The organism is Nocardia sp. NPDC058480, assembly GCF_042720495.1.
Lineage (GTDB): Bacteria > Actinomycetota > Actinomycetes > Mycobacteriales > Mycobacteriaceae > Nocardia.
This window is the reverse complement of the sequence record NZ_JBHXMN010000009.1, coordinates 56,253-81,738: the sequence shown is the minus strand read 5'-3', so window position 1 is coordinate 81,738 and position 25,486 is coordinate 56,253. Positions and strand designations below refer to the sequence as shown.

Annotated in this window: 28 protein-coding genes; 8 read left to right on the top strand and 20 right to left on the bottom strand. The window is 66.7% G+C overall.

All coding sequences use genetic code 11. The annotated features are described in order from the left end of the window. Positions 1–50: 50 nt before the first annotated feature. Positions 51–890, bottom strand: a complete 840-nt coding sequence (locus ACFWO8_RS21440) for an NmrA family NAD(P)-binding protein (RefSeq protein ID WP_378953680.1) — start codon at positions 888–890, stop codon at positions 51–53. After that, positions 887–1,309 (bottom strand): nuclear transport factor 2 family protein, encoded by a 423-nt coding sequence (locus ACFWO8_RS21435; protein WP_378953676.1) that lies wholly within the window; start codon positions 1,307–1,309, stop codon positions 887–889. The genes ACFWO8_RS21440 and ACFWO8_RS21435 overlap by 4 nt, the downstream gene beginning before the upstream one ends. An 89-nt stretch (positions 1,310–1,398) precedes the next feature. Here ACFWO8_RS21435 and ACFWO8_RS21430 point away from each other — a divergent pair, with 89 nt between their 5' ends. Beyond that, positions 1,399–2,007, top strand: a complete 609-nt coding sequence (locus ACFWO8_RS21430; RefSeq protein ID WP_378953673.1) for a TetR/AcrR family transcriptional regulator — start codon at positions 1,399–1,401, stop codon at positions 2,005–2,007. A 52-nt stretch (positions 2,008–2,059) separates the two neighbouring features. Here the strand turns inward: ACFWO8_RS21430 and ACFWO8_RS21425 are convergent, their stop codons facing one another. Next, positions 2,060–3,796, bottom strand: a complete 1,737-nt coding sequence (locus ACFWO8_RS21425; RefSeq protein ID WP_378953668.1) for an ABC transporter ATP-binding protein — start codon at positions 3,794–3,796, stop codon at positions 2,060–2,062. Then, the gene (locus tag ACFWO8_RS21420; protein WP_378953665.1) at positions 3,793–5,625 is read right to left on the bottom strand and encodes an ABC transporter ATP-binding protein; all 1,833 of its coding nucleotides are present in this window, start codon (positions 5,623–5,625) and stop codon (positions 3,793–3,795) included. The genes ACFWO8_RS21425 and ACFWO8_RS21420 overlap by 4 nt, the downstream gene beginning before the upstream one ends. A 408-nt stretch (positions 5,626–6,033) precedes the next feature. On the opposite strand from ACFWO8_RS21420, the gene ACFWO8_RS21415 reads away from it, so the two are divergent. The 4 genes from ACFWO8_RS21415 (at position 6,034) to ACFWO8_RS21400 (ending at position 10,521) form a co-directional block, all read left to right on the top strand. Beyond that, on the top strand, positions 6,034–6,609 hold the full coding sequence (locus tag ACFWO8_RS21415; RefSeq protein WP_378953662.1) for a putative glycolipid-binding domain-containing protein: 576 nt from the start codon (positions 6,034–6,036) through the stop codon (positions 6,607–6,609). A gap of 44 nt (positions 6,610–6,653) precedes the next feature. After that, a complete protein-coding gene (locus ACFWO8_RS21410; protein WP_378953659.1) occupies positions 6,654–7,595 on the top strand; it encodes an RluA family pseudouridine synthase in 942 nt (313 codons plus the stop codon). 128 nt (positions 7,596–7,723) lie between these two features. Beyond that, positions 7,724–8,458, top strand: coding sequence for a type II CAAX prenyl endopeptidase Rce1 family protein (locus ACFWO8_RS21405; RefSeq protein WP_378953656.1), 735 nt, complete (start codon positions 7,724–7,726; stop codon positions 8,456–8,458). A 182-nt stretch (positions 8,459–8,640) separates the two neighbouring features. Then, complete coding sequence (locus tag ACFWO8_RS21400; protein ID WP_378953653.1) at positions 8,641–10,521, top strand: hypothetical protein; 1,881 nt, start codon at positions 8,641–8,643, stop codon at positions 10,519–10,521. Between the two features lie 141 nt (positions 10,522–10,662). On the opposite strand, the gene rpsQ is transcribed toward ACFWO8_RS21400, so the two are convergent. Genes rpsQ through rpsJ form a run of 11 tightly spaced genes read right to left on the bottom strand, consistent with a single transcriptional unit; the run spans position 10,663 to position 15,907 of the window. Continuing rightward, complete coding sequence (gene rpsQ, locus ACFWO8_RS21395; RefSeq protein WP_056818470.1) at positions 10,663–10,932, bottom strand: 30S ribosomal protein S17; 270 nt, start codon at positions 10,930–10,932, stop codon at positions 10,663–10,665. After that, a complete protein-coding gene (gene rpmC / locus ACFWO8_RS21390; protein WP_378598401.1) occupies positions 10,929–11,168 on the bottom strand; it encodes a 50S ribosomal protein L29 in 240 nt (79 codons plus the stop codon). The genes rpsQ and rpmC overlap by 4 nt, the downstream gene beginning before the upstream one ends. Beyond that, a complete protein-coding gene (gene rplP, locus ACFWO8_RS21385; RefSeq protein WP_378953649.1) occupies positions 11,168–11,584 on the bottom strand; it encodes a 50S ribosomal protein L16 in 417 nt (138 codons plus the stop codon). The genes rpmC and rplP overlap by 1 nt, the downstream gene beginning before the upstream one ends. Positions 11,585–11,587: 3 nt before the next feature. Beyond that, complete coding sequence (gene rpsC, locus ACFWO8_RS21380; RefSeq protein WP_266296840.1) at positions 11,588–12,382, bottom strand: 30S ribosomal protein S3; 795 nt, start codon at positions 12,380–12,382, stop codon at positions 11,588–11,590. Continuing rightward, complete coding sequence (gene rplV, locus ACFWO8_RS21375) at positions 12,383–12,784, bottom strand: 50S ribosomal protein L22 (protein WP_378953646.1); 402 nt, start codon at positions 12,782–12,784, stop codon at positions 12,383–12,385. Next, on the bottom strand, positions 12,781–13,062 hold the full coding sequence (gene rpsS / locus ACFWO8_RS21370; RefSeq protein WP_378953644.1) for a 30S ribosomal protein S19: 282 nt from the start codon (positions 13,060–13,062) through the stop codon (positions 12,781–12,783). The genes rplV and rpsS overlap by 4 nt, the downstream gene beginning before the upstream one ends. A gap of 14 nt (positions 13,063–13,076) precedes the next feature. Beyond that, complete coding sequence (gene rplB / locus ACFWO8_RS21365; protein WP_378953642.1) at positions 13,077–13,913, bottom strand: 50S ribosomal protein L2; 837 nt, start codon at positions 13,911–13,913, stop codon at positions 13,077–13,079. A gap of 32 nt (positions 13,914–13,945) precedes the next feature. Further along, a complete protein-coding gene (rplW, locus tag ACFWO8_RS21360) occupies positions 13,946–14,251 on the bottom strand; it encodes a 50S ribosomal protein L23 (protein ID WP_378953639.1) in 306 nt (101 codons plus the stop codon). Further along, a complete protein-coding gene (rplD, locus tag ACFWO8_RS21355) occupies positions 14,248–14,922 on the bottom strand; it encodes a 50S ribosomal protein L4 (RefSeq protein ID WP_378953637.1) in 675 nt (224 codons plus the stop codon). The genes rplW and rplD overlap by 4 nt, the downstream gene beginning before the upstream one ends. Then, the gene (gene rplC, locus ACFWO8_RS21350) at positions 14,919–15,584 is read right to left on the bottom strand and encodes a 50S ribosomal protein L3 (RefSeq protein ID WP_378953635.1); all 666 of its coding nucleotides are present in this window, start codon (positions 15,582–15,584) and stop codon (positions 14,919–14,921) included. The genes rplD and rplC overlap by 4 nt, the downstream gene beginning before the upstream one ends. Before the next feature lie 17 nt (positions 15,585–15,601). Then, the gene (gene rpsJ, locus ACFWO8_RS21345) at positions 15,602–15,907 is read right to left on the bottom strand and encodes a 30S ribosomal protein S10 (RefSeq protein WP_040804197.1); all 306 of its coding nucleotides are present in this window, start codon (positions 15,905–15,907) and stop codon (positions 15,602–15,604) included. Between the two features lie 555 nt (positions 15,908–16,462). Here rpsJ and ACFWO8_RS21340 point away from each other — a divergent pair. After that, the gene (locus ACFWO8_RS21340; protein ID WP_378953633.1) at positions 16,463–16,939 is read left to right on the top strand and encodes a hotdog fold domain-containing protein; all 477 of its coding nucleotides are present in this window, start codon (positions 16,463–16,465) and stop codon (positions 16,937–16,939) included. A gap of 180 nt (positions 16,940–17,119) precedes the next feature. Further along, positions 17,120–18,307 (top strand): lycopene cyclase family protein, encoded by a 1,188-nt coding sequence (locus tag ACFWO8_RS21335; protein ID WP_378953630.1) that lies wholly within the window; start codon positions 17,120–17,122, stop codon positions 18,305–18,307. 70 nt (positions 18,308–18,377) lie between these two features. Here ACFWO8_RS21335 and ACFWO8_RS21330 read toward each other — a convergent pair whose 3' ends face one another. The 3 genes from ACFWO8_RS21330 to ACFWO8_RS21320 are packed head-to-tail and all read right to left on the bottom strand — an operon-like array spanning position 18,378 to position 21,030. After that, the gene (locus ACFWO8_RS21330; protein ID WP_378953628.1) at positions 18,378–19,223 is read right to left on the bottom strand and encodes an ABC transporter permease; all 846 of its coding nucleotides are present in this window, start codon (positions 19,221–19,223) and stop codon (positions 18,378–18,380) included. After that, positions 19,220–20,029 carry an ABC transporter permease gene (locus tag ACFWO8_RS21325; protein ID WP_378953626.1) on the bottom strand — a complete coding sequence of 270 codons (810 nt, stop codon included), beginning with the start codon at positions 20,027–20,029 and terminating at the stop codon, positions 19,220–19,222. Before ACFWO8_RS21325 ends, ACFWO8_RS21330 begins: the two co-directional genes overlap by 4 nt. After that, the gene (locus ACFWO8_RS21320) at positions 20,029–21,030 is read right to left on the bottom strand and encodes an ATP-binding cassette domain-containing protein (protein ID WP_378953624.1); all 1,002 of its coding nucleotides are present in this window, start codon (positions 21,028–21,030) and stop codon (positions 20,029–20,031) included. Before ACFWO8_RS21320 ends, ACFWO8_RS21325 begins: the two co-directional genes overlap by 1 nt. 310 nt (positions 21,031–21,340) lie before the next feature. Between ACFWO8_RS21320 and ACFWO8_RS21315 the strand changes: the two genes are divergently transcribed. After that, the gene (locus ACFWO8_RS21315; protein ID WP_378953622.1) at positions 21,341–22,852 is read left to right on the top strand and encodes an aldehyde dehydrogenase family protein; all 1,512 of its coding nucleotides are present in this window, start codon (positions 21,341–21,343) and stop codon (positions 22,850–22,852) included. Here ACFWO8_RS21315 and ACFWO8_RS21310 read toward each other — a convergent pair. After that, positions 22,849–24,087, bottom strand: a complete 1,239-nt coding sequence (locus tag ACFWO8_RS21310; protein ID WP_378953620.1) for a TetR/AcrR family transcriptional regulator — start codon at positions 24,085–24,087, stop codon at positions 22,849–22,851. The genes ACFWO8_RS21315 and ACFWO8_RS21310 overlap by 4 nt on opposite strands. Before the next feature lie 145 nt (positions 24,088–24,232). Beyond that, positions 24,233–25,255 carry an alpha/beta hydrolase gene (locus ACFWO8_RS21305; protein WP_378954243.1) on the bottom strand — a complete coding sequence of 341 codons (1,023 nt, stop codon included), beginning with the start codon at positions 25,253–25,255 and terminating at the stop codon, positions 24,233–24,235. Positions 25,256–25,486 lie beyond the last annotated feature (231 nt).

Here is a 25,486-nt window from a genome sequence, read left to right as displayed (position 1 = left end):
GCGGCGAACCTGGCGATCATCGACTGCCACCAGCGTCTCCATCAGCTGCTTCATCGCATTTCCCTTTCGCAGAGGGCTCGGAAGGCCCGCGCGGGCCGACCGGTGAGGCGCTGGACATCGTCGGTGACGCGGTCCTCCGCCCCTTCGGCAATGGCACGGTCCATGCCGGCCAGCATCACGGCGAACTCCGCCGGCACCAGCGCCGTGAGGCGATCGCGCAGCTGCTTGTTGGACAGATGACGGTGAGCCACGGGCCGACCGGTGACCTCGGTGATGATCGTGGCGACGTCGTCATAGCTGAGGGCCTCGGGCCCAGTGAGGACTAAGTCGGTGTTGGGGGCTTGCTGGTCTGTCAGGGCGTGCACGGCGACGGCTGCGATGTCGTCGGCGTCGACGAAGCCGACCCGGCCGCTGTCAGTCGCGGTCCAGATGATGCCGTCTTCACGGATGCTGTGCGCGTGCGCGTGTGTGCCGGTGAAGTTCTGCATGAACCACGAGGGCCGCAGTACCGCCCACTGTTCGAACAGATCGGGCAGGGCCTGGTGCACTGTTCCCGCCGCAGGGCCGCCCTCGGGTATGGCCGAGGAGCTCAGTAGCACCGCGCGATCCACGCCGCCGGTGCGGGCCCGCTGCAGGAAAGGCAGCATGACCTCCGCCGGGTCGGACTCGCCCACGGGCGGTATGAGGTAGACGCGGTCGACGCCATCGAGGGCGGCAGTGTGGGTAGCGGGGTCGTACCAGTCGAAGCGGACCGGCTCAGCGCCGGCGACCGCGGTGGCTTGACGGCTGGCCGCTTTGACACGATGACCGGCGGCTGTCAGCTGCGCTGTGGTGCGGCTGCCGGTGGTGCCGGTGGCGCCGATGATCAAAGTGGTGCCGGTGGTGGTCATCGACTGCTTCCGGTGAAGTCGGCGCTGGGTTCGACGGCGAGGGGGTTCCAGTAGTCACGGTAGGAGGTGATGCGCCCGTCCTGAACTGTGACGACGGCGATGTAGGTCATGTCGAAGGGAGCGTCGGTCTGCACCAGACGGCCGATACCGCGCATCTCGACCACGATGGTCTCCGGATCGGTGGTCTGGTGGATCCGCAGGTCAGGGAAGTCGTGCACATCGATGTGATCGGGGTAGTTGCGCATGTAGGCCGCGATGGCCTCCTTGCCCTCCAGCCGCTCGGGCCAGCCCGGTGCGGCGAAGGGGAACTCCATGATGCCGCCCTCGGCCCACAGGCTTACCCACCCGGCGATGTTCTTGTCCAGTAGCAGCCTCAAGCTGTGGCGGTAGAGATCCGCCGGAGAAGTCGGTGCGGACATTTGGCCTCCTTCCATCGCATAGAATTCGGACCCAAGGTCCGCTTTTGACAATACGGACCTGGGGTCCGTTTTGTAAAGGGAGGAACCGCATGCCCGAGCACAAGATCCGCAAGGACGCCGCCCGTAACCGGAATGCCGTCCTCGCGGCCGCCGACACCCTCTTCGCCCGCGGCGAGAGCCCCGACGACATCACCATGGCCGACATCGCAGCAGCGGCCGGCGTCGGCAAGGGCACGCTCTTCCGAGCCTTCGGCGACCGCGCCGGGCTGCTCCGCGCGCTGTACGAGGCACGACTCGAACCGATCAGGAAAGCCATCGAAGCCGGACCACCACCCTTGGGGCCCGCCACCCCACCACACCAGCGCGTGCCCGCCCTGCTCGACGCCGTCCTGTGCTTCAAACTCGACAACCGGCGCCTCGCGCTCGCCCTGGAGGAAAGCGGGAGCGGCAGCCCGTATCAGGCCGAGCATTACGTACGGTGGCACGGCTTGGTCCAAGCCGTACTGGAGCAGATCCCCGGCCTCACCGACAGCGACTTCACCGCCCACGCCCTGCTCGCCGCCACCCGAGCGGACCTCGTCGAGCAACTGGCCGGACAAGAGCGCATGCCGCGCGAAAGGATGCGGACGCAGTTGGCGAACTTCGCCAACAGGGTCCTGGTCTCCGACTCACAACAGGGGTTGGTCGCCGAGCCCTGATCGAGAATCGGGCGGCCTTGGCGGTGTCGCAACACCGCCAAGGCGCTCGTCGTCAGGCGGGGACGGGTTCCAGGCGCCAGCCCGTGGCCCGGTCGCGTTCGTTCCAGAAGGCGGCGTAGCGGCCGTTCAGGGCGAGAAGCTCGGTGTGCGTACCGCGTTCGGCGATGCGGCCCTTGTCCAGGAACAGGATCTGGTCGGCGTGGGCGATCGTCGAGAGACGGTGCGCGACGACGAGAACCGTTTTGTCCCTGGTGAGTTCGTGGATGCCACGCACCACGACAGCTTCGCTGTGTGGGTCCAGCGCGCTGGTCGCCTCGTCGAGCAGCACGATCGGGGCGTCCTTGAGCAGGGCACGGGCGATCGAGACCCGTTGACGCTCACCGCCGGACAGCGCGGTGCCACCTTCGCCGACGGCGGTATCGAAACCGTCGGGCAGCCGCTCGACGATCTCGTCGACCCTGGCGGCCTCGGCCGCGCGCCGCAGGTCCTCGTCGGTCGCGTCGGGTTTGCCGATGCGGATGTTGTCGGCGACCGAGCGGTTGAACAGGTAGACATTCTGGAAAACCAGGGCGAGCTGGTCGAGCAGGGTGTCCGAAGGCTGCTGACGCACATCGTGTTCGCCGACCGACACCACGCCGGAGTCCACGTCGTAGAAGCGGGCGGCGAGGCGGAGCAGGGTGGTCTTGCCGGAGCCGCTCGGTCCGACGATGGCGGTGGTGGTGCCTGCCGGGACGGTGAAGGTCAGGTCGGACAGGACCGGTTCGTCGGCGCGGTAACCGAAGTTCACCCCGTCGAAGACCACCGCGGGGGCACCGGGCGTGACCGGCTCGGTGGGACTCGGCAGGGGCGATTCGGCCAGCAGGTCGGTGATGCGATCCGCGGCCGCGGCGGCCGAGCGCAGGGCGGCGCCGAGCTGGGCGGCCTGGTTCACCGGTTCGATGAAGCGCGCGCTCACCGCGATCAGCGCGATCGCCGCGGCGGCCGAGACCGAACCGTCGGTCACCTGCACGACCGCGATGTAGGCCAGCACCAGGAACACGGCCTGGACGAACAGTGCGAAGACGATCAGGCCGGGCACTGTCGCGACCATCATCTTCCGCACGGCCGAACGTTGCTGCACCAGTGCCGAATCCAGCTTCTTGTTCCCGGCGCCGACGGCACCGAAGGCCCGCAGCACCGGCTGTGCCTGCGCGAATTCGACCACCCGCGAATCGGCTTCGGCCGCGGCGGTGTGCAGGCGGGCGTCGGCGCCGGTGTAGGCGCGGTTCGCGAGATTATTGACCAGGTAGAGCACCGGCGCGGCGAGCAGCATCGCCACCCCGATTCGCCAGTCGATGAACAGCATGCCGATCGCGACGACCAGCGGCACGATGATGCCGGTGAGCACCTTGGTGAGCAGGTAGGCGATCAGCCCCTGCATCTCGCGGACCTGCTCGACCATCACGCGCGAGAGCGGGCCCGCGTCGCGGTCTTCGAACCAGCCCAGCGGCAACGCGTTCAGCTGATCGCCTAGGCGGGTCTGCAGACCGCGCTGCATGCCGAGACCGATGCGCAGACCGATCACGGCCTGCGCGAAACCGAACACCACCACGCCCGCCACGGCGGCGGTCATCCCCAGCGCCCACAGCCAGGCACCGCTCAGGTTGTCACCGAACAGCGCCTCCAGCACGGGGACCAGCAGCAGGTAGGCGATCGCCTGGAAGAACGCCTGGAGCACGATCACCGTGAGCAGGCGCGGGATCAGCGGGGCGAACTCGTCGGGGACGAGGCGGAAAACCTTGCGAATCATCGTGTTTCCTCCACCAGGGCGAGCGTGCCGAGCGCGGCTTCGTTGATCTCCCACAGCTGCTGGTACAGCCCGCCCGCGGCGCGCAACTCGGGGTGTGTGCCCTGTTCGACGATGGCGCCGTTGTCCAGCACCAGGATTCGGTTCACCCCGGTGATGGTGTGCAGGCGGTGCGCGATCACCAGCACCGTACGTCCGGCGACCAGGGCGGCCAGCGCGTCCTGGACCGCGGCTTCGGATTCGGGATCGGCGAAGGCGGTGGCCTCGTCGAGGACGAGCACCGGGGTGTCGGCCAGCAGTGCCCTGGCGATCGAAAGACGCTGTGCCTCACCGCCGGACAGGGTGGCGTCGACACCGATCTCGGAGTCGTAGCCGCGGGGCAGCGCCAGGATCCGATCGTGGATCTGGGCGGCCCTGGTCGCGCGCTCGATGGCTTCGTCATCGGCGTCGGGACTGGCCAGCAGGAGGTTCTCGCGGATCGAGCCGCGGATCAGGCGGACATCCTGGAAGACGAATCCGACGGTGCGGTACAGCTCTTCGCTGGTGAACTCGCGAATATCGCGGCCATCGATGGTGATTCGGCCGGTGCCGACGTCGTAGAAGCGGGGTAGCAGTTTCGCCAGTGTCGACTTGCCGGAACCGCTCGGGCCGACCAGGGCGGTGATCGTGCCCGGAGTCAGCTCGAGGTCGATGCCGCGCAGCACGTCATGTCCGGTGCGGTAGGCGAATTCGACGCCTTCGAAGCGGACGATCCCGGTCTTGGCGGTGGCTTCGGTCGCGACGGTTTCCAATTCCGGTGTCTGCATCAGTTCGTGCAGACGCAGCGCCGCGGCACCACCGGCGCGCAGCGCCTGCGAACCGTAGCCGAGGCCGAGCAGCGAACTGCCGATACCCAGCCCCACCAGCAGGAACGGCAACATGTCCAGGGGATCCACCCAGCCGAGGCCGACGCCGGCCAGCCCGCCGAGGACCACCACCAGCATGACGAACACCGGCATCACCACGATGTCGGAGGCCGACTGCACGCGGATGATCGGCATCTTCATCCGATGCGCCGCCTGAACCTGGCCGTCGACCGCGTCCTGGAATTCCTTGTGCGCCTTGCCCGCCTGACCGAACGCGCGCACCACCTGGATGCCGTCGACGAACTCGATGGTCGCCTCGGCGGTGCGGCGCTCCCAGCGGGTGTAGACCGCGAGCCGGTCGCGGCCGTCGCGGTCCATGATCTTGCCGAACAGGACGAAGTAGGCGATCAGCGGAATCAGCAGCACCAGGGTGAGCCGCCAGTCGACGGTGAACAGGTAGCCGAGGGTCACCAGCGGCACCACCAGTGCGCCCACGAACTCGAGCCGGGCGTGCGCGACCAGGTAGTGCAGGGCCTCGACATCGTCGCGCAGGTAGTTCTTCACCTCGCCGGAGCTGCGCTCGCCGAACCAGCCGAGCGGTACCCGGGTGAGCTTGCTCGCGAGTAGTCGGCGCAGGGTGAGCTGGTAGCCGGCGTCGACCGCGTGCGACCACGTCAGCGCGACGGCCTGCAGCAGTGCCCGCGCCACGAGCACGATCACGGCCGCGCCGAACAGCCACCACACGCGGTCGGTGTCGACCGGGGAGTTCAGCAGTTCACGGCAGGCCGCCACGATCAGCAGGAACGGGACCACCGAGCAGACCGACGCGACGGCCACGAGCAGGCTCGCCACCGTGAGCATGCCCGATACCGGTGCCAGAATCTCTTTGCGCGCCTGCGCTTCCCGCTGCTTCTGCGCTTTCGCTGCCGCCTTGGGCAGCCGGTTCCCCGACTCCGCCCCCGGCGGCGGCGCTACCTGCACCGTCATATCGTTCTCGCCTCTCGACCTGTCCGCGGCAACTCCGCCAAAGGTAGGTTAGCCTAAGTTGAGCGGTTGTGGCCGACCGGGGAAGGTTGCGTGAACTGCCAGTCAACCCGTCTGCAATTCGCATTTTCGGGCGTAATTTCCTCCGTACCTCTTGATCTCGTATAGCGGTGGGAGAACGAAAATGTTTGTCACGTCAATCATTTCAGCGATTGCCGACTGCCATTCCGATCCTGGAAAGCTGTCGCCCGAACAAGCGCATCGGGCGATGCAGATACATCTGGAATGCAGCGTCGACCTGTGCCGGGTACGACGGCGTGCGCGCCATGTCCTCGTCGAAGCGAAACTGATGGTGCTCGATCAGCGAGCGGGCTAGCGATTGGTCAGCGGAATCGGGGGAATGCGTTTCTCATGTTCACTCCCCTGCCATCTTCGGCCGCCTGGTTACATCGCGACGCGCGCACCGGATTCGAGGTGACGTATTTCCACGACGATGCGCGCGGACATCTCGTCGAAGGGTGCGCGACGGCGGTCGAGGACGGGATCGTCTGGGCGATCGACTATCGGCTGCGGCTCGACGGGAGCTGGCACACCCGCTCGGCACAGATCGTCGGGCGATATCCCGCGGGCAGGCGATCGGTGAACGTGCAGTCCGACGGGTTGGGACGCTGGCAGCTCGACGGCGCGCCCGCGCCCGAACTCGACGGGTGTCTCGATATCGATCTCGAGGCGTCGGCGTTCACCAACGCCTTGCCGGTGCATCGCCTCGGACTCGCCGTCGGTGATGCCGCCGACGCGCCCGCGGTCTATCTGCGGGCCGCGGATCTCACGGCGGCCCGATTACCGCAGCGCTATCGCCGAATCACCGATGGGGTCGGTCAGCGCTACGACTACAGCGCGCCCGACTTCGACTTCCAGGCCACCCTGGACTACGACGCGTCGGGTCTGATCGTCGACTATCCGGGACTCGCGACGCGCGCCGCCTGAACCCCACGGCGGATCACGATCACCGGACAGACCACACTTGCTCTATGCGACGTAGGCAGCAGCCGCCGCTGCCGAAACGGCACGGCCTAGATCCCGCTCGACTCCGGCTCCCCGAGGACGGGCAGTGGGTGACCGTGCGCGACCACCTCGTCGAGCGGTTACCTCGGGTGGATCCGGCCAGGATCGACGCGATGCTGGTGGCGGGCGAGATCGTGGATCTGGCAGGTCCGCTGGCACCGGACGCGCCGTTCGTGCCGGGCAGTGCCGTGTGGTTCCACCGCGATCTGCCCACCGAGACCGAGGTGCCCTTCGAGATCGGCATCGTGCACCGCGACGACGACATCCTCGTGATCGACAAGCCGCACTTCCTGGCGACGATCCCGCGTGGCCAGCACATCTTGCAGACCGCGCTGGTGCGGTTGCGCAACGAGCTCGAACTGCCCGACCTGATCCCGGCGCACCGACTGGACCGGGTCACCGCGGGCCTGCTGCTGTTCGTGGTGAATCCGGCGCGACGCGGGGCCTATCAGACGATGTTCCACCGCAAGACCGTGCGCAAGGAGTACGAGGCCATCGCGCCCTACGATCCCGCGCTCGAGCTGCCGCGGATCGTGCGCAGCCGGATTATCAAGGAGAAGCAGGTGCTCGCCGCTTTCGAGGTGGACGGCGAGCCCAATGCCGAGACCGAGGTGGCGCTGGTCGAACACCGCGACGGCCTCGGGCGCTACCGCCTTCGCCCGCACACCGGCCGAACCCATCAGCTGCGGCTGCATATGAACGGGCTCGGCGTGCCGATTCTCGGCGACGATTTCTATCCGGTGATCACCGATAAACCGGTCGACGAATACACCCGTCCGCTGCAATTGCTGGCGGCTTCGCTCGAATTCACCGATCCGATCAGCGGAGTGCCACGGCGATTCGAGACCCGGCGCACACTGCAGGCGTGGACCGATATGGCTGGATGGTCCGGATCGGCTGTCGCGTAGCTCACAGCGCGGCGAATCCTGCTCGATCTTGGTAAACGCACTCCGGGCCGCTCAACGCTGGGGTCGGCGGGTTGTCCCGCATTCACCGGACCGTTTTCATTTCGTGATATTTCCGTACACTCGATCGGGTGCCCGTACCCGCCGTCGCCGATTCCCGGCCGAAACTGCATGCCTACATCGATATCGCGGTGGTTGTCGTCGTGCTGGCAGGCACCAATCTGATCGCGCACTTCACGACGGCCTGGGCCAATATCGTCATCGTCCCCATCGCGGCGGTCGCGCTCTTGGCGCTGATGCGCAAACGCGGACTCGGCTGGTCCGAACTCGGACTCTCACCCAGGCACTGGAAGCGCGGGACCGTGTACGCGCTCGGCGCGGTCGCGATCGTGCTGACCGCGGTCGCGATCGGCGCCCTTCTACCGCTCACCAGGCCGTTCTTCCTCGCCGATCGCTACGCGACGATTTCCGGCGCGCTGATCGCGTCGATGATCGTCATCCCGTTGCAGACGGTGATCCCCGAAGAGCTCGCGTTCCGCGGCGTACTGCACGGCACCCTCGATCGAGTCCTCGGCGTCCGCGGGCTCTTCGCGGCCGGATCGCTGATGTTCGGCCTCTGGCATATCGCCTCGTCGTTCGGCCTGACCTCCGGTAACAAGGGCCTGGCAGGCATCGTCGGCGGCGGCCTCCTCGGCCAGCTCGCCGGGATCGCCCTCGCCGTCGCCGCAACCGCCGCCGCGGGCGTCGTGTTCACCTGGTTGCGCCGCCGCAGCGGCAGTCTGCTCGCACCGATCGCCCTGCACTGGTCGCTCAACGGGGCGGGCGCGCTCGCAGCGGCTGTCGTCTGGCACACCGCGCTGAGCTGAGCGACCGCCGAAAAAACGGCCGCTCCACGGTGATCGGCGATTTCTGAATTCCGGCGTGTCGCTGCCGGGGATTCGGCGGAATCGACCCGTTGTCGTTGACCGGGGCACGGTGGGCGTTTACGCTCTCTGGCAATCACACATATGTTCGATAGTCCATATGTTCGAGTGGCGGAAGGCGCGATATGTCCGACGATCGGTTGAGCGAGAACGCCGCCATCGCGCCGAACACCGAGATCACCGCGCTCGCCAAGCAGGTTGCGACGGCTCGCGACAAGCTCCCCCTGCAACACGACACCGCCCTCTACGACGCGCTCTCCGACGACGAGATCCGGGCGGAACGCGAGCTGGCCGAATGGATTAGAGCCCAGCGCCGTAAACAGCGGCGCCGCGCCATCGTCGACGAACTCGCCGCCGACCAGCGCGACCGGCGCACCGGCACGCTCATCCGCCGCACCGACGAAGCCGACGCGCGCTGGCACCGCAAGGCATTGGCCGCCCGACGCCGGGTCTCCAGTGCCGATGCCCGGCTCGCGCAGCTGTATCGGCGGTCGGAGTGGTCGTCGCGCGCGCTGATCGGCGTCGTCATCCTCGGGATGGTGTGGGCGGGCGTCAATGTGCAACGGAACCTCGTGCCGAGCGGTGACATGAGCGACCCGCTCTACTGGCTCAGCTTCGGCATCGAGGCGATGATCTCGATCCCGATCATCGTCATCATGATCGCCGCCACCACCGCCGCCCGCTGGGGCCGCGAACTCGAACGCGGCAAGGTACTCGTCTTCGAACTAGCCCTGCTCGGCACCACCGTGGCCCTCAACGCGGGCCCACACCTGGCCTCCGGATCCTTCGGTCGCGCGGCCGAATTCGCTATCGCCCCGGTGATGGTGGGTGTGGTGATCTGGCTGCACGCCTGGGTGTCGGCGCGGTACGCGATGTTGATCGAGAGTGCCTCGGTGGAATTACCTGGGGACACCAGCTATGCCCCCGCCGAGCGAATGATGTCAGCGGCTCTGACTCCAACACCAGAAGCCACCCTCGGCGGCGTGGAGCCCTCCCCCGCAGCTGAATTGGTTCGCGAGACCGTCGCCCCTCTCGCGAAAGCAACCACCGCCGATCACGACATCATCGAACCGGCCCAGCCGGTAGCCCCGGAGCCCGCACCGCGCGATACTTCGGCACCGAGCGTGGATCCGCTGGTCGCGGAGGCCGAACGAATCGCGGCATCGGCGGCCGAGCGCGCCTACCCGCACGGGCTGCGGCGCCCATCGTCGGACACACCGAACGCCCCCGGCACCCTCGAACTGATCCACAAGGCGGCGGCCGACCACCGCCGCAACGGCATCGAGCACGCCACCCGAACCAATGGCGCCGCGTCGACGTTGCGGCGAATACCGGTCACCACCGCCGCACAGTCCGCCCTGGGCGACGCGACCGGTACCGACCCGGTTCCCGAGGCGACGATGCACGCCGGCACCGTCGCCCGTGACCCTGATGGCGACACCTCGGCACCCACCGATCCGGTTGCGGTGCACAACGATCCACAACCTCCCGCCACCGATCCGGAACAGTTGACCCTCACCGCCGAACCCGCGGAGCAACTAACCCTGCGAACGGAACTCGAGCCCTCGCAGGGCGAACAGGTCGCGTCCAGGAGCAAGCCCACCCCGGTCGCCGAAGTCGAGCCGACCCCCCGGCAGCCGGTGGCCGACCCCACCGCGCCCGCCTCAGCCGAGTCTGCCCCAGTTGCCGCTGTCGACCAGCTCACAGAGACAATTCCCGAGCCGGTCGACCTTGACCTCACCCTCGACGAATCCGATGAAGACCTCCCAACCGCCGACGATATCGACTTCGACGAAGACACCGAGGTCCGCGCCCTGGCACGCCAGATCGCGCACCGCAATCCCCTGCGCCTGACCCTCGACCAGATCGAAGAGATCCTCGAACTCACCGACCAATCCTGGTCGGCCCGCAGCATCGGCAGCGAAGTCGGCGTCCCCAGCAGCACAGTCACCAACATCGTCGAATTCGCCCACAAGATCCGCCAGCCTTACGCCTTCACCGGCTGACACAGCACACAGCAAAGGCCCGCTCCGGAATATAGGAGCGGGCCTTTGTGATGCGCTCGGCGTGATCGAATGACGAAGGCCCGCCTCCCAAAGGAAGCGGGCCTTCGTACTACAACGATCTCGATGGATCGAGGAGGGACCTTACTTGGCCTTCTCCAGGACCTCGACCAGACGCCAGCGCTTGGTGGCCGACAGCGGACGGGTCTCCATCAGCTGAACGTGGTCGCCGACGTGGGCGATCTCGTTCTCGTCATGCGCCTTCACCTTGGAGGTGGTGCGAATGATCTTGCCGTAGAGCTTGTGCCGGTGACGGTCTTCCAGCTCGACGACGATCGTCTTGTTCATCTTGTCCGAGACGACGTAGCCGCTACGAACCTTGCGGCTGTTGCGCTCTTCGGTGTTCTCGCTCATGCCGCATCTCCCTTGCCAGCCGGTGCCGTGGCCAGCCCGAGCTCGCGCTCACGCATGACCGTGTAGATGCGCGCGATCTCGTGACGAACGACGCGCAGTCGACGGTTGTTGTCGAGCTGACCCGTCGCCATCTGGAAACGCAGGTTGAAGAGCTCTTCCTTGCTTTCGCGCAGTTTGGCCACGAGCTCTTCTTCGTTGAGCTCACGGAGCTCTGCGGCCGGTGTTTCGGTAGCCATCAGAACTGCTCCTCCCTGGTCACGATCCTGCATTTCATCGGGAGCTTGTGCATCGCGCGGCGCAGGGCCTCACGAGCGGTCTCCTCGTTGGGGTAAGACATCTCGAACATGACCCGACCGGGCTTCACGTTCGCGATCCACCACTCCGGCGAACCCTTACCGGAACCCATGCGGGTTTCGGCCGGCTTCTTGGTGAGCGGGCGATCGGGGTAGATGTTGATCCAGATCTTGCCGCCACGCTTGATGTGGCGGGTCATTGCGATACGCGCCGACTCGATCTGACGGTTGGTGACGTAGGCGGGCTCGAGAGCCTGGATGCCGTACTCACCGAAGGCCACCGCGGTGCCGCCCTTGGACATGCCCGAGCGACCGGGGTGGTGCTGCTTGCGGTGCTTGACCCTACGGGGCATCAGCATGCGTCAGCCCTCCTTGTTCTCTGCCGGAGCCTCCGCCACTGCAGTGGCGGCGCGACCGACCTCGGTGCTGGTCGCGGTGGTGCCAGTGGCGCCGGACCGACGAGGGCGGCTCGGACGCTCGCGACGCGGGCGCTCCGGAGCAGCGGCGGCGGCGGTCAGTTCACGACGACCACCGACGATGTCACCCTTGTAGATCCAGACCTTCACACCGATGCGACCGAAGGTGGTCTTGGCCTCGTAGAGGCCGTAGTCGATGTCCGCACGCAGCGTGTGCAGCGGAACACGACCCTCACGGTAGAACTCCGAGCGCGACATTTCGGCGCCACCGAGGCGGCCCGAGCACTGCACGCGGATGCCCTTGACGTTCGGCGAACGCATGGCCGACTGAATGGCCTTACGCATCGCACGACGGAACGCCACACGGTTGGACAGCTGCTCGGCAACACCCTGAGCAACCAGCTGCGCATCCGACTCGGGGTTCTTGACCTCGAGGATGTTCAGCTGAACCTGCTTCTTGGTGAGCTTCTCCAGCTCGGCGCGGATGCGGTCGGCTTCCGCGCCACGACGACCGATCACGATGCCGGGACGCGCGGTGTGGATATCCACACGGACGCGATCACGGGTGCGCTCGATCTCGACCTTCGAGATGCCGGCCCGCTCCATGCCAGTGGCGAGGAGCTTGCGGATCTGAACGTCTTCCTTCACGTATTCCGCGTACTGCTTGTCCGCGTACCAACGCGACTTCCAGTCGGTGGTGATACCGAGGCGGAAGCCATGGGGGTTAATTTTCTGTCCCATTTACTTTGCCCCTCCCTTCCGGCGGCTACGAGTGGCAGCGCCGGTGGTGGGCACGCTCTCGACCTCGATGGTGATGTGGCTGGTGCGCTTGCGAATCCGGAACGCACGGCCCTGGGCCCGCGGCTGGAAACGCTTCATGGTGGCGCCCTCGTCGACAAAAGCAGTCGAGATGACCAGGGTGGCCGGGTTGAGGCCGAGGTTGTTCTCGGCGTTCGCCGCGGCCGAAGCCACGACCTTGGCCACGGGCTCGCTGGCAGCCTGCGGTGCGAACCGCAGGATGGCCAGCGCGTCCTCGACGCTCTTGCCGCGGACCATGTCCACGACGCGACGGGCCTTCATCGGGGTGCACCGAACGTGCTTGGCGGTGGCGCGTGCAGTCGGGTTCTGAATGGTCTCAGTCATCGCCGCTTGCTCTTCCGGTCGTCCTTGATGTGGCTGCGGAACGTCCTGGTCGGCGCGAATTCACCGAGCTTGTGACCGACCATGTTGTCCGAGATGAACACCGGGACGTGCTTGCGACCGTCGTGGACGGCGAAAGTGTGTCCGATGAAATCGGGGATGATGGTCGAGCGACGCGACCAGGTCTTGATGACCTGCTTCGTGCCCTTTTCGTTCTGCACGTCCACCTTCGCGAGGAGGTGGTCGTCGACGAACGGGCCCTTCTTGAGGCTGCGTGGCATTTCTTACCTCCTCCTTAGCGCTTCTTGCCGGTCTTGCGACGGCGAACGATGAGCTTGTCACTCGGGCGGTTGGGCTTGCGGGTGCGGCCCTCAGGCTGACCCCACGGGGAGACCGGGTGGCGACCACCGGAGGTCTTACCCTCACCACCACCGTGCGGGTGGTCGACCGGGTTCATGACGACACCACGGACGGTAGGACGACGGCCCTTCCAGCGCATACGGCCGGCCTTGCCCCAGTTGATGTTCGACTGCTCGGCGTTACCGACCTCGCCGACGGATGCGCGGCAGCGCACGTCGACACGGCGGATTTCACCCGAAGGCATACGAAGGGTCGCGTACGGCCCTTCCTTGCCGAGCAGCTGAATGCTCATTCCAGCGGAACGAGCCAGCTTGGCGCCGCCGCCCGGACGGAGCTCCACGTTGTGAATCGTGGTACCGGTCGGGATGTTGCGCAGCGGCAGGTTGTTACCCGGCTTGATGTCGGCCGTGGGGCCGGACTCGATCGGGCTGCCCTGCTTGATGCCCTTCGGCGCGATGATGTAGCGCTTCTCGCCGTCGGCAAAGTGCAGCAGTGCAATGTTGGCGGTGCGGTTGGGGTCGTACTCGATGTGAGCGACCTTGGCCGGGATGCCGTCCTTGTCCAGTCGACGGAAGTCGATGACGCGGTAGGCACGCTTGTGACCGCCACCGCGGTGACGCGTGGTGATGCGACCGTGCGCGTTACGACCACCGGACTTGGTGAGCGGGCGCAGCAGCGACTTCTCCGGCGTCGACCGGGTGATCTCGGCGAAGTCCGAGACGCTGGAGCCACGACGGCCCGGCGTTGTCGGCTTGTACTTACGGATTGCCATGAGTTCTTCTCGCTTTCTGGAGTCCCAGGCGCTTACGCGACCGGTCCTCCGAAGATCTCGATGGGCTTGCTATCGGCCGAGAGGGTCACGAGTGCGCGCTTGGTGTCCTTGCGCTTTCCGTAACCGAATTTGGTCCGCTTGCGCTTGCCCTGACGGTTGGCGGTATTGACGCTGGTGACCTTGACGCCGAAAACCTTCTCAACGGCGATCTTGATCTGCGTCTTGTTCGAGTCCGGGTGCACCAGGAAGGTGTAGGTGCCTTCCTCGATCAGCCCGTAGGACTTCTCCGAGATGACCGGCGCGAGCAGGATGTCGCGGGGGTCGGCGATGGTGGTCACTTGCTCTCCTCCTGGGCCGCCTCGGCGGGACCGTGAACGAACGCGTTCAGGGCCTCGACGCTGAACACCACGTCGTCGCTGTTGAGGACGTCGTAGGTGTTGAGCTGATCCGGGGCGATCGGCAGCACGTTCTCCAGGTTCGCCACGCTCTTCCACGCGGCGACGTCCTCGCGGCCGACGACGACCAGGAACTTCTTGCGGCCCGAGAGCTCGGCCAGGAAGTTCTTGGCAATCTTGGTCGACGGGTTCTGACCCGAGACCAGTTCGGTGATCACGTGGATGCGCTCGTTGCGGGCCCGGTCGGAGAGGGCACCGCGCAGGGCGGCCGCCTTCATCTTCTTGGGGGTCCGCTGGCTGTAGTCACGCGGCTGCGGGCCGTGGACAACGCCACCGCCGGCGAACTGCGGCGCACGGGTCGAGCCCTGACGGGCGCGGCCGGTGCCCTTCTGGCGGTACGGCTTCTTGCCACCACCACGGACCTCGCCACGAGTCTTCGTGGAGTGGGTACCCTGGCGAGCGGCGGCCAGCTGCGCGATGACGACCTGGTGCATCAGCGCGACGTTGGCGGTCACGTCGAAGATCTCCGAGGGGAGTTCGACGGTGCCTTCGGTCTTGCCGCCTGCGGCCTTAACGGTCAGCGTCAGGTTGGCCTTCTTGTCGAGGCTGGTCATGCGTGCGCACCACCCTTCACGGCGCTCTTGACGATCACGATGTTGCCCTTGCGGCCGGGGATAGCACCCTTGACCAGGAGCAAACCGTTCTCGGCATCGACCTTGTGAACCGAGAGGTTCTGCGTGGTGACGCGGTCGGAACCCATACGACCCGACATGCGCATGCCCTTGAACACGCGGCCGGGAGTGGCACAGCCACCGATGGAACCCGGGCGACGGTGCACAGCCTGCGCACCGTGCGAGGCGCCCTGGCCCTTGAAGCCGTGACGCTTCATGGTGCCGGCGAAGCCCTTGCCCTTGCTGATTCCGGTCACGTCGACGTAGGTGCCCTCTTCGAAGACATCAGCCGAGAGTTCCTGGCCGATCTCGAAGGTGGAGGCATCCGCGACGCGGATCTCGGTGACGTGGCGACGCGGGGTGACACCGGCCTTGGCGAACTGGCCGGAAGTCGGCTTGTTCACCTTGCGCGGGTCGATGGCGCCGAAAGCGATCTGCACGGCCGAATAGCCGTCGCGCTCCACGGTACGAATCTGGGTGACCACGTTCGGTCCCGCCTTGATGACGGTGACCGGGACGACGCGGTTCTTCTCGTCGAAGACCTGGGTCATGCCGAGCTTGGTGCCCAGGATGCCGGCTGCGGGCCGGTTCTTGTTGTCAGTCATTGTGTCTCGAGTCCCCGTCACTGAATGTTGACGTCGACGCTGGCCGGCAGGTCGATGCGCATGAGCGCGTCAACCGTCTTCGGCGTCGGGTCGAGGATGTCGATGAGGCGTTTGTGCGTGCGCATCTCGAAGTGTTCGCGCGAGTCCTTGTACTTGTGCGGCGAACGGATGACGCAGTAGATGTTCTTCTCGGTCGGCAACGGCACAGGCCCGACCACACGGGCGCCGGTGCGGGTCACCGTTTCCACGATCTTGCGCGCTGACGCGTCGATCGCCTCGTGGTCATAGGCCTTGAGCCTGATGCGGATCTTTTGTCCCGCCACGCTAAGTGTCCTTTTCTCCGCTTTCCTTCGTGGTCACAGGAGCTGGCTCCCGCACCACCCTCAATTTGCACAGCCCGAACACAGAAAGACGCCTCAGCGTGGTTTCCCACTAAAGACCCGCAACCAGGGCGCACCAAAAGGCACTACCTAGTCCTCGCCGCTGTTCATCTGTCATGGTTCTCCGGCCCACGCGGTCGGGCGTGTCGCCCTAACGCTTATTCTCCGACCCTGGTCAGTTGCTCACCATCGGCCGGAAGTGCGTGGTACCGAACGTATCCACACCGGCGAACCGGCGAGATACAAACTACTGCTCCCCTCGCCCAGGCCATCCGCTCCGAAGAGCGGGGATCCTGCGCAAGGCAACCCGAACAGTATGCACCATGCCGACGACGTCCTTCAAATCGGGGGCCATGAGGTATCGATCACGCCACCAAAGGGGCTACTACCTGGACCGCACCGCCGGCTGGGCTGTACCGAGCAATGGTAGCTGGCTCGTCGCCATGCCTGGTCACCGGAGGGTTCCCCGCTACCTTACTTTTGAGTAAGATAGCGGACATGACACAGGAAACCGCGACCTACCGCGGCTGGAAGAAGCTGCCCGACAACCGCATCGGACACGCGCTGTTCTCACTCGGCATGGTCGCCAAGGTCCCCTACTTCGGCACCGTGCTCCCCCAGGTGATTCGCCTCGAACCCGGCGTCTGCGAGGTGACCTCGCCGAAGTGGTTCGGCATCCACAATCACCTCGGCACCTTCCACGCGATCGCGGCCTGCAATCTCGCCGAGGTGGCGATGGGCATGCTCAGCGAGGCCACCGTTCCCACCACCCATCGCTGGATCCCCAAGTCGATGAACGTCCAGTACCTGGCCAAGGCGGAATCGAGCCTGCGCGCGGTCGCGAAACTCGACGAGATCCCCGACTTCGGCGCGATCACCACGGGCCAGGAACTGACCGTCCCCGTCTCGATCTACGACAAGGACGGCATCGAGGTCGTCCACGCCGACATCACCACCTGGGTGACGCCGCGCTGATTCCGCCGGGTAAACCGTTGCCTCGGTACGGCTCCCGAGCAGCCGGTGTTCGACACGCCCGGATACCAGCCCGCCACCGCGGGCTGCCTGTTCGATGGCGGAGACGCTGCGCGAGTTCCTGAGTGACTACCCGATCACAGGGTGCTTGCGTGGCGCGGACGCTGCCGATTGAATGCGGACGTGAGCGTTGCGCGGGAATTCGATATCTGTGTGGTCGGGCTCGGACCGGCCGGGCGCGGGTTGGCGCATCGGGCCGCGGTGGCCGGGCTGCGGGTCGCGGCGGTGGATCCTCGGCCTGAGCGACTGTTTCCCCCGACCTTTTCCTGCTGGGTGGACGAACTGCCGGAGTGGTTGCCCGCGAGTGCGATCGCGCAGCTGATCGCGGCGCCGACGGTGTGGACCAAGGGTGAGCATCGGATCGAGCGGCCCTATTGCGTGTTGTCGAAGGCTGGGTTGCACGCCGCGCTGGCGCTGGATGACGCGACCGTTTTCGCGGACCGGGCGCGGCGGGTGGATGCGCACGAGGTGGAGCTCGCGGACGGCACGGTGATCGCCGCGGGGGCGGTATTCGATACGCGGGGACTGCCGACGTTGGGCAAGCGCAGGGCCGCGTCGGCGCACGGGATCTTCGTGGACGCGCAGACCGCGGCACCGATGGTCGCCGAAGGCGAAGGGCTGCTGCTGGATTGGCGGCCGGAGAACGGAGCGGGTCCTGATGAGCCGCCGTCGTTCCTCTACGCGGTGCCGCTCGGGGACGGGACGGTGATCTTCGAGGAAACCAGCCTCGGGTTACGTGGCGGGATGCCGCAGCACGAGTTACGCAAGCGCACCTTGAACAGGCTCGCGGCCCACGGTATCCAGCTCACCGGCGGCGAACCGCACGAAGCCGCCCACTATCCCCTGGATCAGCCGCCCCCGAAGAAGGGGACCGCTGTGGCGGTGCCTTTCGGCTCACTCGGCGGGATGATGCACCCGTGCACGGGCTACAGCGTGGCCGACTCACTCGCGCTGGCCGACACCGCCGTCGCCGCGGTGCAGCGCGGCGAGAACCCGATCGAAGCCCTCTGGCCGTGGCGGGCCAGGGCCGTGTACTGGATGCGCATGCGTGGCCTGTGGGGTCTGGGCCGGCTCACCACCGACCAGTCCATCGCCATGTTCGACGCCTTCTTCACCGAATCCGCGCGCGGCCAGCGCGCGTTGCTCTCGGCCCATGACGACTACACCGCGCTCGGCGCGGCCCTGTTCAACACCGTCGCCCACACCTGGCCGTTCCGCTGGCGCTACGACCTCGTCGGTTGGACCAACCGCGACCGCTGGCTCGACTACCCCTTCGACCGCGCCGCAGCACTCGACGGGGAACCGGCGTAATCGTGCAATCGGCCTCGCATCAATCAGAAAACTGATTCTCGGAAGCCCGATTGCACGATTACGACAGTCGCTACGAGGACTCGGCGGCCTTCTTGTAGCCGACGATCGCCGGATAGGCGAAGACCGCGACCATCCCCACCGTCCACGCGACGGTCTTGAGCAGCGGTTCAGCGACCGGCCCACCGTAGGACAGCCCCTTCATCGCATCGATCGCGCAGCTCATCGGCTGATTCGCGACCACATCCTGCAACCAGGTCGGGTAGGCGAAGACCGGAACGAAGCCGGTGTTGAAGAACATCAGCAGCGTGTTGAGGATGCCGATCAGGCTGATCAGCATCACGCCCTCGGTGATCGTGGCCAGCGCCGTCACCATCACCGCGAACCCGATGCCGAACAGCACCGGAACCAGGACCAGCGCGATATTGGCGAACGGGTCCTCCATGAACAGGAACCCCAGCGGGACCGCGACCAGCAGCACGATCAATGTGGTGATCAGGATGCGCAGCATCTCGGCCAGCAGCCGACCGGTGAGCAGCGAAGCCTTGTTCAGCGGCATCGTATAGAACCGGCTGAGCAGTCCCGATGCCTTCTCCCGCTTGAATCCGAGCGCACTCACCACCGCGCCGGTCATGGCGGCGACCAGGGTGAGCAGCGCGGCCTGGCCGTAGATGCTGGGGGCACCGGTGGCCGCGGTGATCGAGTCACCGAGCACGATGCGGAACATCAGCAGGGTCACCGCCGGGTAGGCGATGGTCTGGATGGTCGTCGACGGGTCACGCAACCACACCATCAACAGCCGTTTGGTCTGGATGAGGCTGTGGGTGAACCACACCGACAGCGATCCCTCCGGCTTGGTACGCACCACCGGCAGATCGGCCGCGGCCTCCTCCACGGAGGCCTTCTCGATTGTTGTCATGATCGCCTCACACTCGCCCACACCGCCAGTGGGAGGAAGAAAACAGCCAGTCCGCCCAGCCACGCCAGCGACACCCACGTGCCGGCCCAGCTCAGGTGGCCCGCGGCCATATCGCTGAGCGTCTGGGCGAACTGGGAGATCGGCTGATTGCGCGCGAACGGGCGCACCCACGACGGGAAGCTGGCCTCTGGCACGAACCCGGTCGACATCATGCCGAAGATCAGAATCGGCAGGGTGAGGGCCTGGCTGAGCGCCTCGGGGTTCTTGGTCATGCTGCCGAGCGCGTCGGCGCCGAGCGTGAGCACCACGCCGACGGCCAGCGCGAATCCGCAGAACGCGAGCGCCTGCACCCAGCCGCCGGTGAACCGGAAACCGATCACATAGCCGTAGCCGACGGTCGCGATCAGCGAGACGATCGACCGCACCAGACCCGCGCAAATGCGCGACATCAGCGGAACCAGCGAACCGATCGGCATCGTCTGGAGCCGGGTACTCAACCCGGTGAGCGCTTCGAACGCCGCGAGCTGCGCGTTCGACATCATCGTCATGGCCATCGTCTGCAGCACGACGATCGGCATCACGTACTGCGCGTAGTCGATGCCCTGGACCTTCATCACGTACCGCAGGGGCAGGTAGAAGGCCACGGTGACCACGAGTGGGGTGAGCACCGCGACGATCAGCTCACCCTTGGTGGCCATGGTGCGCACGATGCGCCCGGTCAGCGCGCGCCACTGCGCGAAACTGCTCGGGTGCACAGCGGGAAGCTCGGCGAACAACGTGTTCGCCGCGGGGGTGGAGACGCTCACTAGTGGCCGCCCGAATGACCGGTGATCGAGAGGAACACGTCGTCGAGCGAGGGCCTGCGCAGGGCGATGTCGGCCAGGTCGATGCCCGCGTTGTCGAGCCTGCGCAGCGCCTCGGCGAGGGTGGCCGCGCCGTCGGGGGCGGGGATGGACAGCTTGTCGGCGCCGTCGATATCGGCGGCGACGGCGGCCGGGACCAGGTCGCCGAGGGCCTGCACGGTCGCCGGGAGGCGGCTCAGGTCCAGCGGGACGATCTCGCAGTAGCTGCCGCCGGTCTTCGCCTTGAGCTGGTCGGCGGTGCCTTCCGCGATGACGGTGCCCTTGTCGATGACGATGATGTTGTCGCTGAGCACGTCGGCCTCTTCGAGGTACTGCGTGGTGAGCAACACCGTGATGCCCTGATTCTTGAGCGCGGTCACCAGATCCCACACGCCCTGACGGCTGCGCGGGTCGAGACCGGTGGTCGGCTCGTCGAGGAACACCACCTCGGGCCGTACCACCAGCCCGCAGGCGATGTCGACGCGACGGCGCATGCCGCCGGAGTAGTTGCGCACGGCCCGTTTGCCCGCGCTCACCAGGTCGAACTCCTCGAGCAGCACCTCGGCGCGCTTGCGAGCGGCCGACTTGGTCAGGCCCATCAGCCGACCGAACAGCTCGAGGTTCTCCCGGCCGGTCAGGTTCTCGTCGAGCGCGGCGTACTGGCCGGTCATCATGATCGACCGGCGCACGGCCGCGGCGTCGGTGAGCACGTCGTGCCCGGCGACCACGGCGGTGCCGGAGTCGGGGCGCAGCAGCGTCGACAGGACTTTGACCATCGTGGTCTTGCCCGCACCATTGGGTCCGAGGATGCCCAGCACACTGGCCTTCTCGGCCTGGAAACTGATGCCCTGCAGGGCGTGCACGTCACCGAACGACTTGCGCACGTCGGACACCAGCACCGCGGGTTCACTGTCGCGCGACGCGACGCCACCTGCGGGCGAATCCACTGAGATCGAACTCGGCATCAACTCTCCACCATCGGCCGGGTGCGCACGGCCTGAACGAGACGAGCGCACGCGGAAAAAATCTTCCCGGTAAGTGATCCATACCGTTCGGCGCGATGTTACCGGTCCGGCGGTTTTCCCGGCCCGGGTCTGCGTTGATGCGCCCGGTTTGCCGGGCGTTCTTCGCCGAAGGCAGTGGGGTTGCTCACGTGGGCAGTGCAAGGGCAGTGCGCCGACCTTGTCGGCCGGGCTGTGCACCCATACGCTGACAGCGGGGAAACACTCGTCTCACCGGCCCGCGTGCGGGCGTGTTCGATCTGGGGAGGTGACCATGGTCGAGTCGGCTTCTACCGCCGCCGCGCCTACCGGTCGATCCGATGTGCTGACGGCATTCGATCCGCGCACCGGTGAACAGCTCGCGCAGTATCCCGTGCAGGGCACGGCCGAGGTCACCCGTGCGGTGCGCACCGCACGCGCCACCCAGAACTGGTGGGGGGAACTGACTTTCGGTGACCGCAAGCGCTTGCTGCTCGAATGGCGTCGCCAGATCGCCCGCAACGCAGGCGAGTTGGTGGAAATTCTGCGCAGCGAGACCGGCAAGCCGGAGGCCGACGCCACCCTGGAGGTGATGCTGGCGGTGGAGAATCTGGATTGGGCCGCCCGCAATGCCGAGCGCACCCTGGGCAGGCAACGCCTGTCCAGCGGCTGGTTGACCCGCAATCAGCATGCCTCCGTCGGCTATCTGCCGCTGGGCGTGATCGGGGTGCTCGGTGCGTGGAACAACCCGGTGTTCACGCCGATGGGTTCGATCGCCTACGCCATGGCCGCCGGTAATACGGTGGTGTTCAATCCGCACGAACTCAGCACCGGTGTCGGCACCTGGCTGGCCGACAGCTGGGCCGCGGTATCGCCCGAGCAGCCTGTGCTGCAAGCGGTTACCGGAAATTCGCGGACCGCTACCGCCCTGTGCAAGGCCGGGGTGAACAAGATCGCCTATGCCGGGCCGCAGGCGCGCGGACGCGAGGTGATCGCGCTGTGCGCCCAGACGCTGACGCCGGTGGTCGTGGAGAACAGCGGCAAGGGCAGCATGATCGTGCACGTCGACGCGGTGCTCGACGCGGCCGCGGAGGCGGCGGTGTTCGGCGCGATGGCCAACGCCGGGCAGAACTCCTCGGGCATCCAGCGCTGTTATGTCGCCGATTCGGTGTTCGACGACTTCCTGGCCACAGTGGCCGAGCGGGCGGCGAAGCTGCGTCCCGGCGCCGACAACCGCTCCTCCTACGGGCCGATGATCAATGCCACCCAGGTCGACGTGGTGCGCAAACAGGTCCGCGACGCGCTCGCCCGCGGCGGGCACGCGGTGCTCGGCGGGCTCGATTCGTTCCGCGACCCGTATGTGGAACCGATCGTGCTGGCCGAGGTTCCCGAGGACAGCATCGCGATCACCGGCGAAGGGATCGGCCCGGTGCTCGTGGTGAACCGGGTCGCCGACCTCGCCGACGCGGTCACCCGGGTGAACGCGGCGGGCAACGGCATCGCCGTCACCATCTTCACTCTCGATATCCCCAGCGCGGAGCTCATCGCCGAACAGATCGAAGTCGGTGTGGTGACGGTGAATTCGTCGACCGCGTTCACCGGCATCCCGGCCCTGCCGTTCGGCGGTGTCGGCGAATACGGCCAGGGACACAGCCACGGTCAGCAGGGTCTGCACGAATACAGCCGCACCATGTCGATCGCCCGCAGGCGCTACCGGGCGCCGATCCGGCTGTCCACCTTCGACCGTCGCCCGGGGCATTTACAGCTGGCGAAAGCGCTGTTCCGCCTACGCCACGGCCGCGGTTAGTTCCCGTCCGCCGAGCCGCTGCCGAGCAGCACCGCGTCGGTGAGGGCGGCCAGGCGCGCCAGTTGTTCGGGACGCGAGTCGAAGCGCAGCAACCGACCGACATCGATGATCTGGCCGACGGCGGCGTGCACGCGGAAGCGGGCTTCGATCGAGTCGCCGTCGAGCAGGTTCGCCCATTCGAGGATGTTCTGGCGCTGGATGGCGCGCAGGCGGTGCTGCTCGGCCTGCGGGAGGTTGCTGAACTCCGCGTAGTAGACCGGCATGATCTCGGGCGTCGCGAAGGTGAGGCGGGCGTGCTGGTCGGCGATGCGGCGGGCGGCGTCGGCGCGGTCCTCGCCCTCGGCCAGCGCTTCGCCGATCGCGACCGCGAGCCGGTCGGCGGTGCGGTGGAAGGCTGCCGCGAGCAGATCGGCCTTGCTGTCGAAGTGGCGGTACACGCTCGAGGCATTGATGCCGACGGCGGCGCCGATCTCCTCGATGCCCGATTCGTGATACCCGTTGCGGCCGAAGATCCGGATCGCCTCGGTGAGTAGCTGTTCACGTTTCGAGGTGACCGGCAGGCCGCGGGTCTGCTTGTCGGGCTCGGCCTCGGCGGGGGTCGGCGGCAGCTCGGCGCGCACGATCGCCCAGGCCATCTCGAGCTGCACCGCGAGCATGCGTCCGTGCGAGAGGGTGGTGCGGTGCGCGGCGATACTGGCCAGCGAACTCAACGCGCCGACCGCGAGCAGGATGACATCGTCGGCGCTCGCCGCCGGCCGCACCTCGGCGATGCGCGCGGCGACGTTCGCCTCGAGTTCGCGATAGAACGCGCGAATGCGCACCCGGTCCTCGCGCTCGAGGTAGCGGCGTTCCCAGCGGTAGAGCCCGGCCTCGCGGCGGATGTCGATATTGCGTTCGGCGACGGCGGTGAGCAGCGCGTCGAGCCGGGCTTCTGGACTCAGCGACGGATCGTCGGCCGCTGCGGCGACATCGCGCAAACCCCGAGCACCCTCTTCGGCGGCGGCGACGAGCAGTGCGTATTTATTGGCGAAATGGCGGTACAGCGCCGGCCCGGAGATGCCGACCTCGGCGGCGATCTCGTCCACGCCGACCGGGTAGTAACCGCGCGCGCTGAACGCGCGGGCGGCGGCCCGCATGATCTGTATCTTGCGGTCCTTCGGCCTGCGGCGTACGACGCGGGCAGGTGCGGTCGTCGGCTCGCCGGCCTGTTCGGCCTCACTGCGATCGGCGACCATGCACTCACTTTCCGTTGCGCGAACCGGATTGGACCAGTCAACCTAAGTTAACCACAATTCGCAAACGGTGAGGGCAGGTCGAGGAAATGGAACCGCCCCGGCAGCGAAGTGCTCGCTACCGGGGCGGTTCGGGAGAAACTGGTGTCTAGAGGCCGAGCCCGCGAGCCAACGTCGGCCACGACAGCTTCAGCTCGTCCTTCCAGTAGCCCCAGGAGTGGGTGCCGTTGGGGCGGAAGTTGAAGGTCGCCGGGATACCCAGCTCGTTGAGCCGGTTGGCCAGGTTGTGCGTGCAGTAGTTGGTGCCGGCCTCGATGATGCCACCGATGACGATCTGGTTGGCCAGGCCGAAGGCACCGGGCAGCGCGTACGGACCATCGAGGGTGTCGTACGGGCCGGGCAGGCCGTTGCCGGTGGAGACGTAGAGATCGACGCCCCGCAAACCTTCGGCATTGACGTAGGGGTCGTTCTTGACCCATTCCTCCGAGCCCTGCGGACCCCACATGTTCATGGTGTCGCCGCCGCCCCAGGTCTCGACCGTGACCTTCACGAACTCCGAACCGACGGGGTCGGAGGTCTGCGCGCAACCGCTGTACGCCGCGGCCGCCTGGTAGAGGCCGGGCTTGGCGATCGGCAGCGCGAGCACAGTGGTGCCCGAGGTGGACAGACCCGCGATGGCATTCACGCCGTTGGTGCCGAGCGCGCCGTCGACCAGCGGCGGCAGCTCCTCGGTGAAGAAGGTCTTCCACTTATTGCGCCCGAGGACCGGGTCGTCGGCGATCCAGTCGGTGTAGTAGCTCCACGAGCCACCGATCGGCTGGATGACGTTGACGTTCTTGTCGCCGAGGAACTCGAGTGCGTCGGTCTTGGCCACCCACGAGGCCGAATCCTCGCCGCCGCCCGCACCATTGAGCAGGTACAGGGTGGGGCGCGGGACCGAGGCGTCGGCGGGGCGCTGCACGTCGACGATGATGTTCTGGTCCATGGCCGCGGAGTACACGTGCAGTCGCAGACTGCGCGCGTCTTTCACCTCGGCCTTGACGATCTTGGAGCCGTCGTCGGAGACGGGGTTGGCGAGCAGGCTCTTGGAATCGATGATCGGGTCAGCTGACGCCGGGCTCGTGCCGATACCGGACATCAGTCCCGCCGCCACTGCCGTTGCCGCGATCATCGCCGCGGCCCTGGAGCCACGACGCCGGGTGGGCCGACGCATCAATTTCGCACCTTCGCTTCGTCTCGAATTCCGACTCGGTCCGTGCTCCCAACAGGGCACGAAGTTGCAACACGCCAGACCCTACGGGTTATCCGGTAGTTACAACAGGGGTAATCGTTACAACAGCGCGGTCACATCATGCCTCACCGGCACCGCTGATGTCATCGCGCCCCTGCGCAATGTGATTGC